General features: G+C 57.9%; 26 protein-coding genes. 10 read left to right on the top strand and 16 right to left on the bottom strand.

The genetic code is table 11. The features are described 5' to 3' along the window. The first annotated feature begins 170 nt into the window (after nucleotides 1-170). Both katG and ABDK74_RS15330 read left to right on the top strand, forming a co-directional pair. A complete protein-coding gene (gene katG, locus ABDK74_RS15335) occupies nucleotides 171-2,429 on the top strand; it encodes a catalase/peroxidase HPI (RefSeq protein WP_346004400.1) in 2,259 nt (752 codons plus the stop codon). 53 nt (nucleotides 2,430-2,482) lie between these two features. After that, nucleotides 2,483-2,923 (top strand): pseudoazurin, encoded by a 441-nt coding sequence (locus ABDK74_RS15330; protein WP_346004401.1) that lies wholly within the window; start codon nucleotides 2,483-2,485, stop codon nucleotides 2,921-2,923. A 531-nt stretch (nucleotides 2,924-3,454) separates the two neighbouring features. On the opposite strand, the gene ABDK74_RS15325 is transcribed toward ABDK74_RS15330, so the two are convergent. Further along, the gene (locus ABDK74_RS15325; RefSeq protein ID WP_346004515.1) at nucleotides 3,455-4,162 is read right to left on the bottom strand and encodes a hypothetical protein; all 708 of its coding nucleotides are present in this window, start codon (nucleotides 4,160-4,162) and stop codon (nucleotides 3,455-3,457) included. 139 nt (nucleotides 4,163-4,301) lie between these two features. On the opposite strand from ABDK74_RS15325, the gene ABDK74_RS15320 reads away from it, so the two are divergent. Further along, nucleotides 4,302-4,898: a nuclease-related domain-containing protein gene (locus tag ABDK74_RS15320; RefSeq protein WP_346004514.1), complete on the top strand. Its 597-nt coding sequence runs from the start codon at nucleotides 4,302-4,304 to the stop codon at nucleotides 4,896-4,898. 8 nt (nucleotides 4,899-4,906) lie between these two features. Here ABDK74_RS15320 and ABDK74_RS15315 read toward each other — a convergent pair whose 3' ends face one another. The 15 genes from ABDK74_RS15315 to ABDK74_RS15245 all read right to left on the bottom strand — a co-directional run bounded on the left by ABDK74_RS15315 (nucleotide 4,907) and on the right by ABDK74_RS15245 (nucleotide 16,099). Further along, complete coding sequence (locus tag ABDK74_RS15315; protein WP_346004513.1) at nucleotides 4,907-5,293, bottom strand: hypothetical protein; 387 nt, start codon at nucleotides 5,291-5,293, stop codon at nucleotides 4,907-4,909. Further along, nucleotides 5,293-5,664, bottom strand: a complete 372-nt coding sequence (locus ABDK74_RS15310; protein ID WP_346004512.1) for an ABC transporter substrate-binding protein — start codon at nucleotides 5,662-5,664, stop codon at nucleotides 5,293-5,295. The genes ABDK74_RS15315 and ABDK74_RS15310 overlap by 1 nt, the downstream gene beginning before the upstream one ends. A gap of 86 nt (nucleotides 5,665-5,750) precedes the next feature. Beyond that, a complete protein-coding gene (locus tag ABDK74_RS15305) occupies nucleotides 5,751-6,242 on the bottom strand; it encodes a MucR family transcriptional regulator (RefSeq protein ID WP_346004511.1) in 492 nt (163 codons plus the stop codon). Between the two features lie 283 nt (nucleotides 6,243-6,525). Continuing rightward, nucleotides 6,526-8,574, bottom strand: coding sequence for a UvrD-helicase domain-containing protein (locus tag ABDK74_RS15300; RefSeq protein ID WP_346004510.1), 2,049 nt, complete (start codon nucleotides 8,572-8,574; stop codon nucleotides 6,526-6,528). Further along, nucleotides 8,571-9,242 carry a hypothetical protein gene (locus ABDK74_RS15295; protein WP_131973825.1) on the bottom strand — a complete coding sequence of 224 codons (672 nt, stop codon included), beginning with the start codon at nucleotides 9,240-9,242 and terminating at the stop codon, nucleotides 8,571-8,573. The genes ABDK74_RS15300 and ABDK74_RS15295 overlap by 4 nt, the downstream gene beginning before the upstream one ends. Then, nucleotides 9,239-10,219: a DUF3991 and toprim domain-containing protein gene (locus tag ABDK74_RS15290; RefSeq protein WP_346004509.1), complete on the bottom strand. Its 981-nt coding sequence runs from the start codon at nucleotides 10,217-10,219 to the stop codon at nucleotides 9,239-9,241. Before ABDK74_RS15290 ends, ABDK74_RS15295 begins: the two co-directional genes overlap by 4 nt. 576 nt (nucleotides 10,220-10,795) lie before the next feature. Next, nucleotides 10,796-10,951 carry a hypothetical protein gene (locus ABDK74_RS15285; protein ID WP_346004508.1) on the bottom strand — a complete coding sequence of 52 codons (156 nt, stop codon included), beginning with the start codon at nucleotides 10,949-10,951 and terminating at the stop codon, nucleotides 10,796-10,798. Between the two features lie 11 nt (nucleotides 10,952-10,962). Beyond that, nucleotides 10,963-11,184 (bottom strand): hypothetical protein, encoded by a 222-nt coding sequence (locus ABDK74_RS15280; RefSeq protein ID WP_077804160.1) that lies wholly within the window; start codon nucleotides 11,182-11,184, stop codon nucleotides 10,963-10,965. Nucleotides 11,185-11,276: 92 nt separating this feature from the next. Beyond that, the gene (gene ssb, locus ABDK74_RS15275; protein ID WP_346004507.1) at nucleotides 11,277-11,627 is read right to left on the bottom strand and encodes a single-stranded DNA-binding protein; all 351 of its coding nucleotides are present in this window, start codon (nucleotides 11,625-11,627) and stop codon (nucleotides 11,277-11,279) included. 26 nt (nucleotides 11,628-11,653) lie between these two features. Beyond that, on the bottom strand, nucleotides 11,654-12,175 hold the full coding sequence (locus ABDK74_RS15270; RefSeq protein ID WP_346004506.1) for a hypothetical protein: 522 nt from the start codon (nucleotides 12,173-12,175) through the stop codon (nucleotides 11,654-11,656). After that, nucleotides 12,172-12,522 (bottom strand): hypothetical protein, encoded by a 351-nt coding sequence (locus ABDK74_RS15265; protein WP_346004505.1) that lies wholly within the window; start codon nucleotides 12,520-12,522, stop codon nucleotides 12,172-12,174. The genes ABDK74_RS15270 and ABDK74_RS15265 overlap by 4 nt, the downstream gene beginning before the upstream one ends. Before the next feature lie 32 nt (nucleotides 12,523-12,554). After that, complete coding sequence (locus ABDK74_RS15260) at nucleotides 12,555-12,683, bottom strand: hypothetical protein (RefSeq protein WP_272929801.1); 129 nt, start codon at nucleotides 12,681-12,683, stop codon at nucleotides 12,555-12,557. Nucleotides 12,684-12,878: 195 nt separating this feature from the next. Beyond that, nucleotides 12,879-13,286 carry a hypothetical protein gene (locus ABDK74_RS15255; protein WP_346004504.1) on the bottom strand — a complete coding sequence of 136 codons (408 nt, stop codon included), beginning with the start codon at nucleotides 13,284-13,286 and terminating at the stop codon, nucleotides 12,879-12,881. Between the two features lie 71 nt (nucleotides 13,287-13,357). Further along, on the bottom strand, nucleotides 13,358-14,038 hold the full coding sequence (locus ABDK74_RS15250) for an LPD29 domain-containing protein (protein WP_346004503.1): 681 nt from the start codon (nucleotides 14,036-14,038) through the stop codon (nucleotides 13,358-13,360). 192 nt (nucleotides 14,039-14,230) lie between these two features. Further along, nucleotides 14,231-16,099, bottom strand: a complete 1,869-nt coding sequence (locus tag ABDK74_RS15245) for a ParB/RepB/Spo0J family partition protein (protein WP_346004502.1) — start codon at nucleotides 16,097-16,099, stop codon at nucleotides 14,231-14,233. A 220-nt stretch (nucleotides 16,100-16,319) separates the two neighbouring features. Between ABDK74_RS15245 and ABDK74_RS15240 the strand changes: the two genes are divergently transcribed. From ABDK74_RS15240 to ABDK74_RS15210, 7 genes are all read left to right on the top strand, one after another. Next, complete coding sequence (locus ABDK74_RS15240; RefSeq protein ID WP_346004501.1) at nucleotides 16,320-16,574, top strand: type II toxin-antitoxin system Phd/YefM family antitoxin; 255 nt, start codon at nucleotides 16,320-16,322, stop codon at nucleotides 16,572-16,574. Beyond that, nucleotides 16,571-16,984, top strand: a complete 414-nt coding sequence (locus ABDK74_RS15235; RefSeq protein ID WP_346004500.1) for a hypothetical protein — start codon at nucleotides 16,571-16,573, stop codon at nucleotides 16,982-16,984. Before ABDK74_RS15240 ends, ABDK74_RS15235 begins: the two co-directional genes overlap by 4 nt. 147 nt (nucleotides 16,985-17,131) lie before the next feature. Beyond that, nucleotides 17,132-17,770, top strand: coding sequence for a tyrosine-type recombinase/integrase (locus tag ABDK74_RS15230; protein ID WP_346004499.1), 639 nt, complete (start codon nucleotides 17,132-17,134; stop codon nucleotides 17,768-17,770). Nucleotides 17,771-17,777: 7 nt separating this feature from the next. Then, nucleotides 17,778-18,116, top strand: coding sequence for a prevent-host-death protein (locus ABDK74_RS15225; RefSeq protein ID WP_346004498.1), 339 nt, complete (start codon nucleotides 17,778-17,780; stop codon nucleotides 18,114-18,116). Beyond that, nucleotides 18,113-18,496: a type II toxin-antitoxin system VapC family toxin gene (locus ABDK74_RS15220; RefSeq protein ID WP_346004497.1), complete on the top strand. Its 384-nt coding sequence runs from the start codon at nucleotides 18,113-18,115 to the stop codon at nucleotides 18,494-18,496. The genes ABDK74_RS15225 and ABDK74_RS15220 overlap by 4 nt, the downstream gene beginning before the upstream one ends. 198 nt (nucleotides 18,497-18,694) lie before the next feature. After that, entirely contained in the window at nucleotides 18,695-19,903 is a 1,209-nt protein-coding gene (locus tag ABDK74_RS15215; protein ID WP_346004496.1) for an MFS transporter, read from the top strand. A gap of 335 nt (nucleotides 19,904-20,238) precedes the next feature. Beyond that, the gene (locus tag ABDK74_RS15210) at nucleotides 20,239-21,501 is read left to right on the top strand and encodes a sodium:proton antiporter (RefSeq protein WP_346004495.1); all 1,263 of its coding nucleotides are present in this window, start codon (nucleotides 20,239-20,241) and stop codon (nucleotides 21,499-21,501) included. The last annotated feature ends 62 nt before the right edge of the window (nucleotides 21,502-21,563 follow it).

Genomic DNA, 21,563 nt, shown 5'->3' with positions numbered 1-21,563 from the left:
GTTCTCACAGGATGGACTGTTCTTTATGCGGCGACGATTACCTATAAGAGATATAAAATCAAACTGATTTTATATCTTTGATTCAGATCATAAGAAGATCCCTATCTGAATGCCCCTAAGTGCCTAGGCATCCAACCTGGTCATATTGTATTCGGTTTAGGAGATTATAAATGATGACGCGACGTTTTATGGCTTTTATTTTAGCCGGAACTGTCCTTGGATCTATTTCTGCTTCAGCACAAGCAGATGGGGTAGAAAAATCCAACCAGTTCTATTGGCCAACAAGTCTGGAACTCGAACCTTTACGGTTTCAGGATACTGCGTCCAATCCTTACGGTCCGGCATACCGTCAGGACTATCACAAGAAGTTTCAGACTCTGGATCTGACTGCGGTGCGTAAAGACATTCTGAAAGTCATCACGACATCGCAGGACTGGTGGCCGGCCGATTATGGAAATTACGGTCCCTTTTTCATTCGCCTTGCCTGGCACAATGCAGGCACATATCGCGTTCTTGATGGGCGTGGTGGCGAAGAAGGCGCTCAACAACGTTTTGCTGAACTCAACAGCTGGCCAGATAACGCAAGTCTGGATAAAGCACGCCGTCTCCTATGGCCGATCAAACAGAAATACGGTGAAAAGCTTTCGTGGGGTGATCTGATTGTCCTGACGGGGGACGTTGCATTAACGTCAATGGGTTTCAAGACACTTGGCTTTGTTGGCGGTCGTCCTGATGACTGGCAGTCTGAGAAAGTGTACTGGGGCCCCGGCACCACGTTCTTCCCTGCAAAATCTGCTGTTCAGGGCAAATTCGATGCCAGTGGTAATGCACATCTGGAGAAGCCACTCGGGGCTACGAACAAAGGGCTGATCTACGTTAATCCAGAAGGTCCTGGCGGTGTCCCTGATCCAGTGCTCTCGGCCAAAATGATCCGCCTCGCATTCGGACGCATGGCCATGGATGATGAGGAGACTGTGGCTTTGATTGCTGGCGGTCATACTTTTGGCAAGGCCCATGGCGCAGCTCCTGCCTCCTGTATTGGTGCAGCTCCTGAGGGCGCGGCTGTCGAACAGCAGGGGCTTGGTTGGAAAAACAACTGTGCAACCGGCCATCTCAAAGCCACTGATGCTGTTACCAGTGGGCTTGAAGGCGCCTGGTCGTCAGATCCCATTCATTTCACGACCCAGTACCTGGATAACCTGCTCGGTCATGATTGGGTGCAGACGAAGAGCCCTGCCGGTGCTACACAATGGATCCCGAAAGACGCGGTAAATATCGTGCCTGATGCGAGTGAGCCGACCAATCGTGCTAAAATGCATCCGCTGATGATGTTCACGACTGATATTGCTCTCAAAACAGACCCAGCTTATCGGGCGATTATCGAGCGTTGGGTGAAAAACCCGAACCAGTTTGCTGATGCGTTTGCGCGTGCCTGGTTCAAGCTGGTTGTGCGCGATATGGGGCCAAAATCACGCTATTTTGGGTCTGAAGTTCCTGGGCAGACATTCTTGTGGCAGGACCCACTTCCCCAGGCTGACTATGCTTCCATTAATCAAGCTGACATTACTGCTCTGAAACACGCTATTGCAACTTCCGGTCTTTCGAACCGAGAAATGGTCAAAACAGCATGGGCAGCAGCTGCATCGCATCGAACGACCGATCACCGGGGTGGCGTCAACGGGGCAAGGATCGCTCTTGATCCGCAGGATAGCTGGGCGGTTAATGATCCAGATGAACTGAAAGCGGCTCTGTCTAAGCTTAAAGGTGTTCGGGATCATTTCAATGCGGGTCACCACGGAGGGCGCAAAGTTTCTCTCGCTGACATTATCGTTCTGGCAGGAAACGTCGGTCTTGAGAATGCTGCACATCAGGCTGGCGTTACCCTTCAGGTTCCTTTCAACCCGGGTCGGGTTGACGCGACCCAGGCTGATACGGATGTGAAGTCGTTCAACGCTCTCGAACCTACTGCTGATGCCTTTCGTAATTACTATCGCAGCGTACCTGACGGGAAGTCTCCAACCGAGGCACTGGTGGATCGAGCCAGTACACTTGATCTGACCATCCCGGAAATGACAGTGCTGCTTGGTGGTATGCGTTCGCTCGACGTTAACTCAGGTCATTCCCCTGCTGGAGTGCTGACTGCTCATCCTGGCATGTTGACCAACGATTTTCTTGTCAACGTTCTGAGTATGGATACCCGCTGGGAGAAATCGATTAGCCAACCCGGAGTGTACAACGGGTTTGACCGTAAGACCGGTACAAAGCGCTGGACGGCCACGGATGTTGATCTGGTCTTTGGAGCGAACTCAGAATTGCGGGCTACAGCAGAAGCCTATGCATCTGCAGACTCCCAAAAGAAATTCTACGCAGACTTCGTCAAAGCCTGGACGAAGGTCATGAACCTCGATCGCTTCGATCTGCAACGCTAACAAGAACAAAAGGTCCCCATAATCAGTCTGATCATGGGGACTGAAGGAAAAAAATGAAAATCTCACTATTTCTTGGTGTCTGCTTGTCCTTGGCACCCGCAACGACTTTGGCAAAAACAGTTGAAGTCCGGATGCTAAATAACACTCCAGCAGGAGGCCCGGGATTTGTGCCTGATCTCGTCCGTATCGCCCCGGGTGACAGTGTTCATTTTATTGCTACAGACTCTGGGCACAATGCACAGTCAGTCCCTGGCATGTTGCCCGACGGTGCAAAACCATTTGGTGGCGAAATGAGCCGTGATCTGACTGTCACGTTTGATAAGTCTGGGCTCTATGGGTTCAGGTGCTCACCCCATTATTTCATAGGCATGGTCGGACTTATCGTCGTTGGCGATGCGCATAACGAGACAGTGCTGAAACAGCAATCTCAACCGGGTATGGCACAAGGGTCATTCAAGAACATTTTTCAGCGCCTTGATGCGAATGCTCCGTGAAATCGGGACACTTTTAAAAGCCTGTCACACGCCTGTTTGTTCCTCGATCAGGCAGACGACATAGAAGCCAGGATTAAGGCATCATGCTCAATGGATCTGTTTTGCAGGAACTGCTTCAAAAGCAAGTTCTGACGATTGATGTGGCATTCGACAACAGACCAGTTTCATCAAAATATCGACGTATTCTCGATGACTTTTGTGCTCGTTTTGAAACGGTCCGACAGATTAGCAGCCTCAGGACAAGTCGTGCTGGACAGCCTGTAAAGCGCCCTTCGTTCCGAGTGCAATCAACCTGGCATCAGCATGAATCAACCTATGACGGTCCCGCGGACCCCGCGGCCATCATACGCTTCCTTGTGGACTTTCTCCGACTTCAGGAGAGTGCGAACCCAGACGAACTTTCATGCTGAAATGATCCCACCAGATTGATGTCTTGTCGATACAGTCTTCGTTTGTATCCTTTATGTTGGATGTCCGCTTACGAAGAGGATTAATTCGGCTTTTACGGCTTGTATGAGGCGGAAGCAGCCGTCAATCGTGTAATTCTCGGACGCTTACGACAATCCGCAGGAAGCTGTGTTTCTTCAGCTTAAGATTAAGATCAATGAGGAAGGTGGAAGAATAGACAATTCCTACGCCGATCATGGCAGCAAACACGCTGTTTCTCCATGCAGGCACATGGATTGTCTGAACCCATCCCATAAGCTGAGCGGCAAAGTATCCGAAGACCAGGAGCGCGACCTGCGGAAGATCGGACATCTTGAGCGCGGACGTTCTCTCCGCCACTCCGGTTGAGGCCCTGTCATACTCTCTGCGAGCCACCAGAAGCTCCTCAAGAGGGTAGGACTTCAGGCGAAGCACCATTTGGTAGCTCTGCGGGATGGTCTCAGCAACGTCCTGAGCCATCTCCCTAAAAAAAGTCTGTCTGGTCTTCCAGGCCCGCGCGCAGTTTTTAACGCCTGACACCAGCGCCCAGCCAGTGACAAGAACCTGAAACAGCAGGATCACATCCAAAACAATCGGAGGAAACATTGCCTGATACGTCAGGCAGAGTGAGGCGGCGACATAGGTGGCCACCAGAGCAACGAGGATATAACGCCTCTTCCGCTCAGCCTTAAACCTCTCCAGACTGCGAAGAGGACGGATCTCGAAAATTTCCAGTAAAAGGCTGCCTAGAGGCGGCTGCGTCGGAACTTCTGAAACAACCGACGGAGTAATGCTCCTGTGACTATCGCTCATTTTCTACTCCCGATGAAATTTCTTCAAAGATGAGACGCACTCAGTCGCAGATCACATCCGTAATATCCGGATACTGGTAACTGTCAGGACGCGATAGCATGATAGCCGCTTACTTTTCCGCATCTGGAGTGACTCTACGATGGTCCGCATAAGACGTCGGCCGCGTGGCGGCCCGTCCCGCATCGAGCGCAGTGACAGCGCGCACGCGGCGTGGAAAAACATTCAGGCCGAACTGAAAGGCCGAAAAGGAGAAGATACGGTTCGCGAGGTTCTCACAGCCTCGGGACTGCCCTGTCTGCATGACATCCGCCTCCCCAAGGCCTCAGGGGATGGGATGACACAGATCGACCATCTGGCCCTTTTGCCTCATGCGGTCATGGTGATCGAGACCAAGCATTACGCAGGCCATCTGAGCGGCCATCCGAACGACGATTACTGGCGGCAGCGACTGGGGACGGACGAAGAAGGCCGCCTGATCTACAGCCCGCTTCGGCAGAATGACGGTCACTGCGCGGCCGTGCGGTCCATCACCTGCCAAAGCAGGCTCGATATCGAGATCCTGAACCGGGTCGTCCTCACGGGCCGGGCAACGGTGAGCCCGGACCTCGAACCCGTCGTCAGGGACTGCGACGCTCTGAAGGCCGAACTCATTCTGTCGCGAGGCGTCATCCCGGGGTCAATGATGGGCGCCTGGCAACGGATCCTGCGGGTGGTTCGCCACCATCCCGCAGGCTGATCATCACGTCAGGCGGAAGGCCGCTCGTCCCTGAGGAAATTCATGACTTCGGTGAGAACCTCTCCCGGGATTTCCTCTCCGTCATCGAGATCAACCTCCAGCCCATCCGCGGGAGCCTCCGTGTTTCCTGCGGACAGCCCCAGACAGAGATCCGGATCCTCACGGTCGTAATCGACGCGGACCGCCCATCCGTCCGACAGGAAGACAAAATCACTCAGCAATCCGTCGTCTTCGAGATCGTCGTCGTGCTCGGCCCCGTCAGGGTCGGACGGCAGATCCGAGGTCTTGCAGACGCCTGCAAACAGACCGGGGAAGGCCGCGTTCAGCGCATCCACGACCTGCTGGGTCTGCGGACGAAAAGGTCCGGTCTTCGAAACCGGCATCGCATCACACATCAGTTCAGCTTCCAGCAGGTGGAGGTCACATGCTGACTGAACGTCAGACGCGTATTGCCATTGTGATCCCCCATCAGCTCGCACCGCACCCAGGTATAGGGCTGTGCCGCGCCGTTGTCCTTCTGAAGGATCAGGATATTGCCTTCCTCGCCGGCGCTGGAATGGATGAGGTAGTTCTTATTCAGAAGATCCTGAAGACTGTCAGGGATGACTTCGAATGTGGTGGGGACAGAGGCCGCATGGCCTCTGGTCATAGGTGCCGGGGTCGCAACCCCCATACTCCCGAGTGCCGGATCAAGGGCCATGGCGGGCGACAGGGCAGCGGCCGTAAGGCCTGCTGCCAGGGCAAAAGAAAAAAGAAGACGGGTCACGGTCTGTCCTTGCAGTTCACTGGATCTGAAAAGATCGCTTTACTCCGCAAAGGTAAAGACCGCTTCTGCGACTTCCCAGAAGAGACTCAGACCTTGGCAGGGCGCCCGCGCCGTTTCTGCGGGATCTGCCGCACCGGGACTTCAGGCTCGGCTTCTTCAACAGTCGCCTCAGTCCGAATGCCCTTGCCGTGGCCCAGGCCGATCTTGTGCGCCAGCGCGGTGCGATGGCGGGAATAACCAGGTGCAGTCATGGGATAGTCGCTCGGCAGCCCCCATTTTGCGCGGTATTCCTCCGGGGTGAGATTATAATTGCTTTTGAGATAACGCTTGAGGAGCTTCATCTTCTTTCCGTCTTCGAGACAGATGATGTAGTCCTCGAACACGGAGCGCTTCGGATTGACGGCCGGCACCAGCCCGACTGGCTCAGGCTCCGGTGCCTGACCCGCCGAAGCAAGGGCTGCATGGACACTTCGGATCAGGCCGGGAAGCTGCTCTACCGGTACCTCGTGAGCACCGACATAACTTTCGACAATATCGGCGGTTAGATGACGGAAGTCTGTTTCAACGTCTGTGGTCATTTCAAATGCCTTTTTCAAATTTTGACTGTGTTAGAGTGTCTGTCTATACGCAAGATAACATGACAGGTCACTGAGGTCGCGTGGTTCGCGGCATCGGAGCCGGGGCAACACCTCGCCCCAGATGACGATGTTCAGAACAATAGTGTGTGTCGCCCTTCACTCCGGTAAACCCGAAGGCCGCCCCCTTCCCGCAGACTTCGCAGTCATACAGCCAGCCGGACTTCGTCCTGGGCCGCTGAGAGGTGTAAGGCCTGTCGTCAGGACTATGATGATCGGACATGCCTTAAAACCCCATGGCATCAAGAGCGGCCGCCGTATGCCGGAACCGGCCCCCTGTCTCTCTTCTCTTCGATTGTCCCTGCTGGCGCAGCCAGCCCGTCACGCGATGCTCGGCTGGGATTTCCTCAATGAAGCCTGACGGCCTCGCTGAAACACCCTGCCGATAGCCGACACTGCTGATCGTGGCCTGTTGCATAGCGCGGGTCAGCGACACATAGGCCAGACGGCGCTCTTCCTCATAATTGCGCTCGCCCATCCCCGGAAAAACCGTCTCTTCCCAGGCTGGCAGGAAGACGTGGGGGAACTCCAGACCCTTGGCGCGGTGCATGGTCATGAGCTGCACCCGGTCGCGTCCGCGCTCATTCGGTGAGGCCGTGGCCAGGGCCGCGTGCTCCAGAAGATCCTGAAGCCGGGTAAAGCCCTCGGCCAGCCCGACCAGCTCGGACAGGTTCTGCAAGGCCGTCTCCCCTTCTTCGGACGCGGCCTCCCGCCACATCGTGTAGTAGCCGGTCTCCTTCAGGAGCGTATCGAGGCGGTCACAGAGCCGCATGTCCGGGATCTGGCCGATCCGGGAGACCGTCTCACGGAAGGCAAGCAGACTGTCACGCACCTTGGCAGGAAGCGTGGCCGTAGTGACGGCTGCACACAGGCTGTGGCCGCGATCCTGCGCCTCCTGCTCGATCTGGCCAAGCGCCTTGGCGCCAAGGCCGCGCCTGGGCACATTGGCCACGCGCCGGAACGCCTCATCGGACTGGCGACTGTCAGGGCAGGCCGCCAGCATCAGGAACGCGAGCGCATCCTTCACCACGGCGCGGTGATAGAAGCCGACATCGCCGATGATCTCGTAGGGAATACGCGCTTTGAGCAGTGCTTCTTCCAGGGAGCGGGATAGGCGGTTGATCCGGTAGATCATCGCCATATCGTGCCAGGCAACCCCTTCTGCCGCACGACGTCCCATCTCGGCTGCAATCGCGTCGGCCTCGTCTGACGCATAATCGTAGGAGAGCACCTCGATCTTCTGACCGTCGCCCTTCTGGGTGAACAACGTCTTCGGGATCCGGCCCGGGTCTCGCGCGATGATGGCGTTGGCGGCCTGGAGGATATGATGCGTGGAGCGGAAGTTCTCTTCGAGCTTGAAAAGTCTGGCTCCGTCAAACTCCCGAACGAAGTTCCGGATGAAGCCAATTTTGGCCCCACGCCAGGAATATATTGATTGCGAATCATCGCCCACAGCGAAGAGTTCCCGTGAGTATTCAGACATATAGGTGAGCCAGAGCATCTGTGCACGGTTCACGTCCTGAAACTCATCGGCCATCACGGATGTGAAGCGCTGCGACCACCTGTCACGATAGGATCGGTCGTTCATCAGCGCAAGCGTTGGCCACATCAGCAGGTCCGAGAAATCGGCGGCATTCTGCTCGCGCAGGGTCGCCTGATAGATCTGGTAGAGCCGGACGGCAAACTCCCAGCCTTCGACATCGACCATCTGACGCGCTGCACGGCGGCGCTCGATCAGCCCGCGCACCCAGGCTGGTGCGGCCTCAGGTGTGACGAGGTTCTCCTTCAGATGCCCGATCCGCTCGCCCATTGTCTTGACCTGTCGGACGTCACACTTCTTGCCTGTGTCCGGTTCGGGCACAGTATCGGGGTCCATGGCCTTCATGAGGCGGCGGATCAGCGCTGTCGCATCGTCCGCGTCGCGAATGTCAAAACCGGGGTGTAACTGTGCCACCTCAGGCTCGGCCCGAAGCTGCCGCGCGCCGAGGCCATGAAACGTGCCGAGCCAGAACGGAGCCTGTCCCTCGCCCAGGACACTCGTGATGCGCTCACGCATTTCCTGCGCGGCCTTGTTGGTGAAGGTCACACACAGGATCTGGGAGGGGCGCATCCCATACATCTGGATCCGGCACGCCACACCGGCCGTAAGCGTCTTGGTCTTTCCCGTTCCGGCTCCGGCCAGCACAAGAACCCGGCCAAGCGCCATGGCGGCCTCACGCTGCACAGGGGTCAGCGGATCCAGAACCGGAGCGAGGGTCTGCGGATAAGAGGTCATGCCGGCACCTGCTCAACGGGATAGACTTCAGACGCGACGGGATCCTCGACCACCACGATATTGCTGCTGTCGGTGAAAAGGGTCAGCGGATGATAGAGGTTAAAGCCCTCATGAGGACCATCCCATCGTCCCGCAATCACGAGGGCCAGTGCGCGGTTCAGGCCGCTACCCAGCCACACAAGCTGATGCGGAACCGGCATTTCAGGCGCTTCAGGATCCGTACAGCCGAGGCGGCGCGCATGATCCATCCAGATCGCCGAAGCCTTTTCATGGCCCAGCATATTAAAGGTCAGGCCGCTCTTGAGAACCATATGGTCGATATGCTGGCGGGCCGCGGAGCGGGTGTCGTTATACATCATGACGTCCTCAAAAGCCTTGGGGCAGGCTGACAGGGTGAGCGTTGGGAGTTCAGGTCCGTTCAGACGGACGATTGTGGATTTTCGGGTGAAGACGATCAGCTCGCCGTCGCGGTCCCAGGCGTCGTTCAGGCGATCACCGCCGATAACGACCCCCTGAACCAGACCTTCGGGCGTCTGCGCTTCGCAGAAGACCTCAGGGGCCGAGGTTCTCAGACCGGTTCTCTTCCAGACCCTGATGGCCTCTGCGTCCTGCCGCCACAGGATCAGTGTGACGGCCTGCCAGCTCAGACGGGATTTGCTTTGCTTCATGCCGCCACGTCCTGACGGGCGCGGCGCTGCAGAACAGCGTTCCAGTCCTTGTCTTCGCCTTTGGGCGAATACCGCAGGGGCTTGAGCCCGGCTTCGCGGATCATGGGCGCATAGATCTCTGCGTAACGGTCGCCCTGGGCATCGCCGTCCACGGCGATCATGACGCGGCCGCCAGCCTCGATCGTACCAAGAAGAGCACGGAACTCCTCCATCGCTTCGGGGCTCATGCCGCCTCCGGTCGAGACATACAGGCTGGGGTCTGCGAAGAACGGATCCATGGCCGCATAGGACAGCACGTCGATGGCGGACTCACCGATGACCAGACGAACGGGCTTCACTCCTTTTTCGCCAGTCCTCATCCGAAAGAGCACCTTTCCACCGCCGCCCGAGGAGAAACCACGATATTCCGGCCCGCGCATCTCCATGCCCGTCAGCCCGCCCGCATTGCTGTGATGGGCGAACCAGGCCGTGCCCTTCATGCCTTCCCGCAGGAGACCCTGCTGGTTCGCGAGATGAAGAATGCGTTCCGGCAAAGCCCGGTCGCGGGTCAGATAGGTCCAGGCAGCCGACCCCGGCTGGGGAGCCTGACGGTTCTTCCACATATAGTTTGGATCGCGTGCAGGTTTCCGCTCTTTCGGCTCTGCGACGTACTCGGCCCCACTGGGTGCCAGGCCAAGCATTCCACGGAGTTCCACGCGTGCGTTGCCAAGGGACATCCCGGGATTGAGAAAGCGGACCAGGTCGATGACCGAGCCTTTGACGATCGAAGAGGAATTGTGCGGATCCCACCAGCCCTTGCCGCCATGGGTGACGATGATGCTCTCGCCTTTCACGCGACGAAAACGCATGTGACGGGCCGAGCTTTCGGAGCGGACGAACCTGTAACCAGCCTGCTCCAGAACAACGATGCAACTGATCTCGTCACGGAACTTCTGGAGTTCCTCGTTCATCTGCTGGGGCGTGTTCTGGTAAGCCATGGCGGAATATCCTCCCGAACGTCCGTTACTTTCGATCTGTGGAAAGTATAGTAAATATCCGTCAAAATATCCAATGAATACAACGGAATATCGCGGAATATATTTACTTGATTGAGTAAAATAGTTCTTGCGTCCAGAGCGACAAAAACCAGTTTTTCTTGTTCGTCCTGCGGGGGTTTCGGGGGCAGCGCAGCCCCCGGTGTTGCCGCTGAAAGGAGATGTGTGGAGACGTTTTTCTCGTCCCGTCCTGCCAGGAACACGACAGTTGCGGGCCGAGGGTGTCAGGACCGGAAGACTGCGGATCGGCGAAAGCGGGTTGCGGGCAGCGCGGGACAACGTCCTGCGATGAACGCGGCCCTCTTTTGACGAAAGACGCGGTCTGGAGCCCGAAGGGTTGTCTTGAGACCCTCGGACCGTGACTGTCACACTGGTCGCATGACGGCGAGGTCGGAACACAGCTCCGTGCCACCCCGCAAGGGGTGGTTGAAGCGGCAACGTCTGATGATACGGCATGAACGGATCCTTCAAGAAGTATCGCCAGTCTGCCCGTGCCATCTGCGACTGAAGCCTCCGGCCTCAGCTTTTTTTCAGGGCTGGCGCATCATCCCTCTGCCCGTCTTCCTCTTTCGTCTGCCCTTTCTGTCGCTCCAGCTCCGCCAGCGTGCGTCTCACAGCCTGCGAGAACCGTGTCTTTCCCTCCCAGAAACGGCGGGAGTAGTCACGACGGGTCATCACAGCCGTTCTCATGCCACACCTTCCGGACGATCGAGACTGTCCAGGAGCTTCTCCTGCGAGCGACGCCGCAGTGTCGCGGCCTTGCGGCGGAAACCGGCCGTCAGGCGCGATGGCAGCATGACGGACTGATCCCTGTCTTCGAGAAAGACGGCCTCTGCCATGAGGCGGGCGCTCAGGGCGCGCGCCTGACTGCGGGGAACTGTGAGGGGTGCGGGTGTGGAATAGAACATAAAGCCTCCTGAGACCCGCCTCCGTCAGGAAGCAGGTATAAAAAGACCGGCTCCAGGGCCGATTTGCATGTGGGTTTCAAAGAGAGAGGGGGTCAGCGTCCGGGATCGAAGAGGATCTTCACATCCCCGTCCTGGGCGCTCACCACGATCTCGGGCTCGGGCGGCCCCTGATCCGTGCGGGCGCGGACTTCGTAAGAGCCGCGCACGAACACGAGCTGGCCCTTGCGGGCGCGTTGTTCGAGGAGATCGGTCAGAAAGTCGTTGTGGCAGACGACCCTGTGCCACACGGTCTGCGGGACGCGGCGACCCGTCGTTGTGTCGGTGCGCTGGCTGTCGGTCGCCAGACGAAAGAGGGCCACACGGTGTCCGTCCTGCCCGGTGCGGATCTCCGGATCCGCACCAAGGTTGCCAATGACGATGGCAAGGCTGAAGGTCTGAGCCATTGTTCTGTCCTTTTCGCTTGCCCGTGTCAGAAAAGCTCGGCCTGCACGGGCGCGGCAGGGGGAGACTGATGTGTGGCTGGCAGGGCGATCCGGAAGCGGTCCGCCAGACGCGCCAGATCGGCCCGGTCGCGTGCCTCCTGCTCTGCGGCAAGGGCGCGGGTGTAGGCCTCGATCAGACCGCTGCCGATGATGCGGTTGCGAATGTCGCGTTCGACGTCCGACCAGGTCCAGGCCGGATCGCCATAACAGCCGTACAGGACGATGCCACGCAGGAAGCCCAGACGTGCCTGTGTCGTGGAGAACTGCGCGCCCCAGAAGCCGTGAATGTCGTAATGGGCGATATGCCCGAACATCTGGCTCAGGCGGTTGTAGAGCGTGCGGTTCCATGCGCTCTGCGGAAACCCGCGTGCGATGAATGACAAAAGCGCGTTTCCAATCTTCGCCTTCTCGGCCGCGTCGCTGAACTGCGTTGCGGTGAGGCCCTGAGGCTGAATCGGTGGCCGTCGTAGCGCGGGACACGCGAGGGACGCTGGCTCTATGCTACTCATGACCGCACCTCGCGGTTAAGCATCGCCTCGACCTTGGCGAGGTAGGCTTTGAACGGCGTCTCCTCAGGGATCATCCTGATCCACTGCTCGGTACCGAGGGATCCCTTCCACCGGGCCTCGCAGAAGCCCTCGGGATGATCGCTCCCACGCTCGGGTGTCACAGACACGAGAAAGGAGGCTTCCGGGTAGTCGTCGTGCAGGCGTGCACCGTATTCGGCTACTGCCGCCCGGATTTCCGCAAGGTCAGCCACCTCGATCCGCGTCTTTTTGTAACGGGCCGGAGATGAACAGGAGATTAAGCTCCCGTGAGAGGCCGCAGGAATTGCGGCGAGCGTGTATGTCGGCATGGTGATCTCCACAGCGCCTGATCTCGGGGGTCTCAAAGGAAGGAGGGGAGCACCACCACCAGAACGATGAAGATGGCGAAGAGCACGATGCCTGCCACGAACTCGGCCAGTTCGAGCCATTCTGTGCGGTTGCGGGGACGCAGATCGGAAATGTCGGCCATGTCATTCTCCTTTTTTCTTCCATGACCCTTTCCGGCGACCGCAGCGGGGACTGGCTGGCAAAGGCGCTGCAACGCAGCGGGATCGGACGACCCGCAGCGCAGCGAGGACACGGCCGACCCACCCTTTGCCAGACAGGCTCCGGTGTGGTGCCTGCCCTCCCTTTTTCCCCTTCCCCCTTTTTCTTTTCCCGTCTCCTACTGCGCGAGGTTGGCGACCTGTCGCGCCAGACGGGCACAGAGCGCGCGCGTCACAGGATCGTCCTCGTCCACGATGGCCCCGGTCAGGACAGGAAGAAGGCGGCGCGCTTCAGGGGCGGAGAGATCCAGATGCCAGCACGCACCGATCTGCGTGGCCACGGCGTCCGGCTGATCGACCGGGCGGACAGATACGGAGACTTCGTTACCGTCCACGTTTTCAGGTTCGAGAACGGTCTTCTGACCGTCCGGCAGGTGAACAGGGCGCAGCCCGCTCTCATTCGCCTCGTCGGCCGTCGCGTCCAGCACGAGCTGACCGGCTGCCTCGGCGGTCTCGGCCTCGACCTGAAAATTGACGCGGTCGGAGAGAAGCTGGCGCTCGCTGAGCGTCACAATAAAAACAGGCATGTCAGGCTCCAGAAATGGAAAAGGCCGCCCCGGAACGGGCGGCCTTGAAGGGCGGACGAAAAAAGAGAGGCTCAGTCGGTCACAAATTCGGAGCTGCCGAACACGTCCTGCCAGGGGCTGTTACTCGTCAGGTGGCAGTCGGACTGCCAGTCGTAATATCCGGACTTGAACCGCGAGGTGATGGCCTGGAGGGTCTCGGTCGCCGTCTCGTCCAGATCCTCCTCCGTCCGCACGGTCACACTGCCGTAGTGGCTCTTGCGAACGGAAAACTTCACCTTCGGGAACGCCTTTTTCAGCATTCGGCGGATGTTTTTGGCGGCCAGCGTGCCGCTGCTGTCATCGCCCTGCTCCAGATGGGCATAGTCCGGATTGACGCGGAGCGCTGCGACCTCGGCGGCATGTTCCGCTTTGGCGCGCGCCTCAGCCGCGACCTTCTCGGCCTCAACCTCTTCGGCATGAGTGCGGAGAAAGGCAATCTCCTCGGGACTGGCCAGTCCCTTGTCGGCTTCGATCCGCCACTGGACACCGCGCAGAATGGCCTCGGGCAGACGACGGGAGATCGAGCCACAGGCAAAGACGATGTCATAGGACGCGCTCCCGCCCGACACGATGGCCCCGCCACGCGACAGGGACCGCACGGTGGTCGGGCTGGCCTCGCCATGAACGGCCATGACGATCCCGGCTCCCCGGCTGTAGAGATGGGTGTAAACGCGGGTGCCGACCTGAACGGGAACGAGAGAGGGGACGAACATCGTCTGATCCTTTTCCTTTGGATTTTCGTGATGTCTTCTCCAGCGTCAGCGCGGGAGGGCCGGGTCAAAAGCGGCGCGTGCGCCGGCACCGGAGGCGGCGAAGCCGGTGAGGAGCCACCTTTTGACCCGGACGGAGCGCGATGGCAGCGCCCCTCTCCTCCTTTCCTTTTTCTTTCTTCTGCTTTCCCCCTGTCAGGCCACGACCACGATTTCGAGATGGTCCCGCATGAACTGCATGGCCTCGTTGTGCTCCGTCTGCTCGGGCTCGCTCTCGGGCGCTTGCAGAGAGAAGGTCTCTTCGGAGTCAGGCTCCGTCACCGACATGACAGGGCCGCTCGAAAGGTCGGCCTCATCATCGGCTGCTTCCTCGAAATCATCTTCAGGCATCTCGTCCAGGTCCTCATCGTCCATCACGCTTTCCAGCTCCCGGATCTTCTCCTGTTTTTTCTTCTGCTTTTGCGTCCAGACGTCCTGCGCCTGCGCAAAGGACGCCACCTCGGGCAACCAGTGACTTTCCCCGACATGGTTCATGAGGGCCGCACGCATCTCCTTGCCGGTGTTCTGCGGCGCAAGGCCTTCGGTCTGAACCGCTTTGGTGATGCCGGGCTTGCTGTAGCATTTGAGGAACGCCTCAAAGGCCATGCTGGGCATCTTCTGGTCGGCACCGAACAGGACGCCCACGAGCTGCGCGGGCAGGCCACTGCCGCTGTGCATCGACACGTCGCAGTTCAGGATGCTTTGCAGGACGGTGACGGCATGGCGGCGGATCAGCTTTTCGTCGCGGACAAGGCTGCCCTCGGGAAAGAGATCAGCCATCGCGAGCGTGCGCGCGGTTGGTTCTGACCAGTTGTTTCCGCTGGCATCGCCATGCACCCGGACGTTCTCGGCTTCCAGCGCCAGCAGAAGAGCAGCGATCAGCTCCCATGGATCGGCTGTCTCGGACACCTCACCAAGCGCTTCGCGCAAAGCGACGGTGCGGATCTCGCCGATCATCTTGTGGCCGGTTCCGGAGACGTCCGGTCGTTCTTTCGGGGCCTCGGGCTCTGCGGATACGTTCGCGTGGCTCTGTGTAAAGGCAACAGACGGGCGGCAGCGTTCTTCCACGATCTTCAGGGTCCGGGGATTAAGGCCGTAGCCCATGACCTCACCCTCATGTGTCGCCATCCAGGTTCCCATGGTGATGAAGCCCTCGGGGGCGCGGGCATATCCGTATTCGTCCGAGGTCAGGACGATGGAGGTTTCGGGCCGCTCATTGTCCAGCCAGTCCTGCTGTGCTGCGGCGTAAGCCGTGGCATCGAGCGTATAGCGGCTGTCTGTGTTGGCTTCGGCAAACAGATCCTCCATCCAGACAATGTTGTGCTTGCGGGCCAGCTCGTCGCCGAACCGGGCATCGCGGGCGTACCACTCCTTCTGTTCGAGGTTCCGGGCCAGCGCGCCCCAGGCCACGGTGTCCTCCGGATCTTCGGCCTTCACGCGGTACTCGGCCGGATCCTCGTCATCTCCGACGCTTTCGGAAAACATTTCCGCCCATGCGTCACGCTGCTCGTCCAGTGAGGCCTGCGCGATGATTTTGCGCTGCCGCTCGTCAGGGCCTCGGCCAAGGGCGATGGCATCCAGAATGGGCGGGTGCAGCTTCGCCAGAAGACTGAGACGCTTGAGATAACTCGGCGTCACCATCAGGGCGGCACAGACCTGCGGATCTGTATAGCCAAGCTGCTCGCGCAGGCGGGTGACGCTGTTCCACTGTTCCGGCTCCGTCATGTCCAGACGCACGAAGTTCTCGCTGACGGCAGCCAGGGCATCGAGATCTTCGCTCTGATCGCCGACATAGACGTCAATCTCGGTCAGACCGGCATAGATGGCGCCTTCCGTCCGACGGTGGCCTGCCACGATCATCAGGCGTCCGTCTTCCAGTTCCCGGACGGCCGGGGGATGGAGGATGCCGATCGCCTTGATATTCAGAGCGAGTTTGCGCAGTTCCTCAAGGCTTCCGATGGAAGAGCGCGGATTGTTCGGATTGGGCACAAGGTTTTTCGGATCGACGCGGCGGAGCTCGGCCATGGGACGCTCTTTCTATGATTTTTCAGATGTCCCTCCCGCGTCACGGGCCAGCCAGCCGCGCAAGGCCGCGCGAAGCGCGCCCGGCCTGAGCCTTGCGCGGCTGGCTGGTTCGTGACAGCCCCGCCTTTCCTTCTTGTCCTCACCCTTTCAAAGCACTCTTTTTTCAGAAATTGCATCAAATCTGTGAATGCTGTATTTTATGCAAATAAAGGAGAACGCTATGCGCACATTCTCGACAAGCGATTTGTCCCGGAAATCCGGAGACATCATCGCCAGTGCCCTGCAAGGGCCAATCTCGATCAATCAGCGCGGCAAGCCACGACTGGTCATGCTGAGTATCGAGCAATACGAGGCATTGGTGGGAGGAGCACCGGAGCGTACTACCGGTGCTACTACGGAAATGTCCCAAGATCTGGCCCAGGATGTGGCAAATGCGATCGACGGGTACCTGCTGGAAACCCGCACAGAACCATGAGTCAGACTTTTCGGCCCGGGATGGTGTTGCGATACCCCTATCTATGGCATTGGCAGAGCGAGAATGGCGAAACAGAGGGACGCAAGGATCGTCCAACGGCAGTGGCCGCAGTCTTTGTGGGACGTGATGATCGTCAGTATGTTCTGCTCCTTCCCCTGACGACGAAACAACCCTCTGGACCACGCATTGCAGTCGAAGTCCCCGCAACCGAAAAAAAGCGGGCAGGCCTTGATCATGAATTGCGCCAATGGATCCTGTTGGACGAATACAACCTGGATCCGACCGCTACCTCTTATTACTTGCATCACACGTCGTCCCTCGGTCAGTTCAGTGACGCGTTCATGCGTCCCGTACTGAAACAATTCCGGGAGCTTCTGTCTACGGCACGACGCGTTTCTCGCTATCCTTGAGAAGACCGCTTACGCCCTCATCTCGGTCATAAGAAGAGCCGTTCCAGTTTCCGTAAATCGGACGGTCGGCAATAGTTCTCGTTATCCGCCGATGTCCTCCTCCAGACTTCTGATTGCTGCATGTGCAGCTGATCAGGAGAAAGTATCATGGAAAAGAAAACGCGTTTTCCATCGCCTACACTGAAGGCGTCCGTGCCTTGGAATGCAGGAAAAATGGTTGGCGCCAAGCGGGCGCTCAAAGAAAAGCACGTCTGGGCTATTCGGTTCTGGCTGGGGAGCGAACAGCGTGTCAGAGACAGAGCTTTGTTCGATCTTGCTCTCGATAGCAAACTCAGAGGCTGCGATCTTGTAAGCCTTCGTATCGGCGACATCGTTACCAGCGGTCAGGTGCGCCACCGAGCCATGGTCGTCCAGCAGAAAACCCGGCGACCTGTGCAATTCGAAATTACAGAAACAACGCGAGAAAGTGTACGGGCGTGGCTGGAACATCGCGGTGGTGGCTTGAATGAGTATGTTTTTCCAAGTCGCCCAAGCGCTAAAGCTCACCTGAGCACAAGGCAATACGCCCGGCTTCTGGATCAATGGGTTCAGGCGGTGGGATTGATCGCCGGGGAATATGGAACTCATTCGCTCCGCCGGACTAAGGTTGCCATGATTTACAAACGAACCGGTAATATCCGAGCCGTGCAGATCCTACTGGGTCATTCAAAACTGGATAGTACGGTTCGATACCTTGGGGTGGATGTCGAGGACGCTCTGGCTCTGTCGGAAGCCACTGATCTCTGAAACAAACATGCCTCAGGAATTCTCTACCTCCTCCCTATGTGTACATGTTATGATGACACATGGGGAGGAGACCATGAGCGAGCATCTTTCAGATAACGCACCATTACCACAGAAAATCGGTGTTCGGGAGTTCCGAGGAAACCTGACAGCGTATCTGCGTCAGGTCAGGCAGGGCAGTACGATCTTGGTGACGTCACATGACCAGGTCGTAGCCGAACTGCGGCCGCCAGCCTCTTCCGATCGCCCCCGTCGTCAACCCGGCGCATTGCGCGGACGGATCAGAATAAGCGAAGATTTTGATGAGACACCGCCGGACCTTCTTGAAAGTATGGAACGCGACCTGTGAAGGTTCTGCTTGATACGCATGCGTTGCTGTGGTGGCTTTCGGATTCCGACCGGCTGGGTGAGGCTGCACGGGAAATCATTGCAGACCCGGGTCACGATATTCTGGTGAGTGTCGTGTCACTTTGGGAGATTGCGATCAAAATCCGTATTGGAAAGCTGGATGCGGATATGAACGATATTCTGGCAGCCATTTCTGAGGAAGGTTTCTCTCTACTACCAATACAACCCGAGCACCTACAGATCCTGATGTCTTTGCCTCTGCATCATCGTGATCCGTTTGACCATCTCCTTATGGCGCAGGCACAAGCTGAACACGCCACGTTTCTTTCGGAAGACGGACAAATAGATCATTACCCCATCAAGCGAATACGCTGTTCGTGAAGCAGAAACTGCCGTCAGAACACGCCTTCATCTCCGACACCCGGATCATTCCAGGACAGGGCGGAGAGCAGACATTTATAGCGGTCTAAGCACAAAACAGACGTGGCATCGCGTGAGAGTGTTTCTCGACAAGGGTGTCTGCCGCACTTATGCGTATCTACTTACCCGACCTGCATTACGACAAAGAGAATAAGACCAGTGAAGTCTTCTGTTCCCGCCGTTCTAGACCCACGAATATGGCTTCTTGCTCTCGGCACCTTCGCGATCGGGACAGATGTGTTCGTCATCTCGGGTATTCTGCCCGAAGTCGCGACCAGCCTACATGTGAATCTCAACGGTGCTGGCCAGATCGTTACAGCCTACGCCCTGACATATGCTCTTATCGCGCCAGTTGTCGTGCCCTTTACCGCGGCCTTCAGGCAAACCCGGATCGTCATTGGCACCCTAACCGTGTTTGCCATCGCAAATATGCTCTGTGCTACAACGCCATCTTATGCTGTCCTGATTGCGGCCCGGATTATCGCTGGTATTGTCGCTGCCCTCTATACTTCGACAGCCTATTCCCTCGCAGCATCTCTCGCGCCAGACACCCGGAAAGGTGCGGCGCTCTCTGCCGTGGCGCTTGGCTTCACTGGATCAGCCGTCTTCGGCGTTCCGATCGGGACGGCGATCGGCGATATACTCGGCTGGCGTATGACCTTCTGGCTGGTAACGGCAGTCTCGACACTGTCTGCCATCATTCTGTGTCTCCGGCCACCAAAGGAGCCAGTTAGACACGCCGCGGTCGTCAGCATTGCAGCGAGGTTTGCGCCTCTTAAAGATCCAACAATCCTTCTTGCCATGCTGCCAAGTGTGTTCTGGAACACCGCCAATCTGATGAGTTATACTTATCTTGGTGCTCTTCTGGCCCGGCACCATGAGCCACGTACCGTCGTCTTTCTCTTTCTGGCTTATGGATGTGGTGGACTGGCGGGCAGTCAACTTGGCGGTCGGCTGGTTGATCGGTTCGGAGCTATTAAACCCCTGATGGCATTTCTATTTGTAGCCGCCCTCAATCAGGCCGCAATGGGATTGAGCCTGCAGACAACCATCACAACCGCCGTGGCACTTGCTATCTGGTCTGTTACTGGCTGGGGCACTTTCGCACCACAGCAGGCACGTCTGATCGCTCTGGCCCCCTCCAACAGCTCACTTCTTATCGCCATTAATCACTCCATTATCTATTTCGGAACGGCCGCTGGCGCGGCCATGGGAGGGGCATTACTTGCGCACGGACTGCCTCTGGAGAGATTGCACTGGGTGACTGCTGCAATGCTCGCCATTGCTGTGGGCATCCTTGGAATCAGTGCTGCAGGTTCTGGGAAAGGCAATCTCCTTCGCCAGAAGATGGCCTGTCGACCAAGCTGACATCCCCTCAGGGGCAGCGCATTGCTTTTATGCTATGGTCAGTAAGGAAAATTAATCCGGTTCGACTGGCATGTTCTATCTGCCCCTTGTCAGATTACGCCATTAGCCGGGACAAAATCGCTTCGGATCTGCTCTCACCATGCAGGGCATGCTCTAGCCGAAAACCGGACACCTGCGGCTCTCCCCCTGATCCGCCTGTCGGCTCAGTGATACAGGAGCAGACAGGCGGCAGTCGCCCTCATCTCGGTCATAAGCGGAGCCGTTTGGGCTTCCGGAAAGCGGACCATTGCCGGTTTTTCTTGACGTAATGGACAGGAGCAGCCAGCGGTGAAGGCATGGATACCATCAACCTCATCGCTCTGCTTCTGACCCTCTCGGCAGGGTTCAGCATTCTCAATCATCACACGTTTCGCCTGCCTGTGACGATCGGCGTGCTGGTCTTCTCATTGCTGGCTTCCCTGCTGGTCATGATCCTGAATCCGTTGATACCGGCCTATGACCTTCAGGCTCTCCCACGATCTGTTCTTGGAGCCATCAATCTTCCCACGGCCCTCCTGAATGGCGCGCTGTCCCTGCTTCTGTTTGCAGGAGCCACGCAGGTGGATGTCGGACATCTGCGCGCAAAACTTGCCTCCGTGACTGCTCTGTCTGTGCTGGGAACCGTTCTGGCTGTTGCCTTTCTGGCGATCGCGGCATGGTACGTCTTCCCGCTTTTGGGTCATGCCGTTCCTTTCACGTGGTGCATCGTCCTTGGGGCCATCCTTGCGCCGACTGATCCCGTTTCGGTTGTCGGCATGCTGAAACGTCTAGGACTACCGGCCCCCCTTCAGGCCGTTTTCGCAGGGGAGAGTCTGTTCAATGACGGCGTGGGCGTGGTGATTTTCGGCGTCACGATCGGACTGGCGACCGGGGACAGTCTGGGAGTGACCGCCTCCGAGATTGCTCTGAGCTTTTGCCGCGAGGCGATTGGTGGCGGTCTGCTGGGCGCACTGACCGGATGGATCGCACTCCGTGTGCTGAAGGGACAGCGGAACCCGCATATCGATCTGCTGACATCGCTGGCTCTGGCGACCGGAACCTTCAGCATTGCCAACCAGCTTGGCATGTCGGGTGCGATTGCCGTCGTGGTGGCGGGACTGTGCTTTGGAACAAGCTATAGCCATTCCGTTTTTGATGAGGCATCTCGAAAGGAACTCGACGTCGCATGGACACTCATTGACGAGGTGCTGAACGTCCTGCTGTTCATGCTGATCGGCTTTGAAATCCTTGAGGTCACGCCACATCTGTTTACGGTGCTGGCGACCCTTGCCGTGATACCGCTGTCCGTTGCCGTGCGGGCGTTGAGTGTGCTGTTTTCAACGCTTCCGGTTTACCTCAGACAATGGGAGCGGGGTCGTGTTCTTGGTATTCTGACCTGGGGCGGTCTGCGTGGAGGTATCTCGGTTTCGCTGGCACTTGGATTGCCGCCAGGAGACTTGCGGGAGCTGCTGTTGCCTGTCTGTTACGGCGTGGTGGTGTTTACGATCATCGTGCAGGGGCTAACCATGGAGCGGGTTGCCCGTAGACTTTATCCGTCCTCTACGCTTGGACCTCAATAATACGGCTCTTATTATTTGAAGGACAGCGCCGCATGGAGGACAGTAATGGCCGAGTTATCATG

The sequence above is a fragment of the Gluconobacter sp. OJB genome, from assembly GCF_039638275.1.
In the GTDB taxonomy this organism is placed as follows: domain Bacteria; phylum Pseudomonadota; class Alphaproteobacteria; order Acetobacterales; family Acetobacteraceae; genus Gluconobacter; species Gluconobacter cerevisiae.
This window is presented reverse-complemented; position numbering and strand designations above follow the sequence as displayed.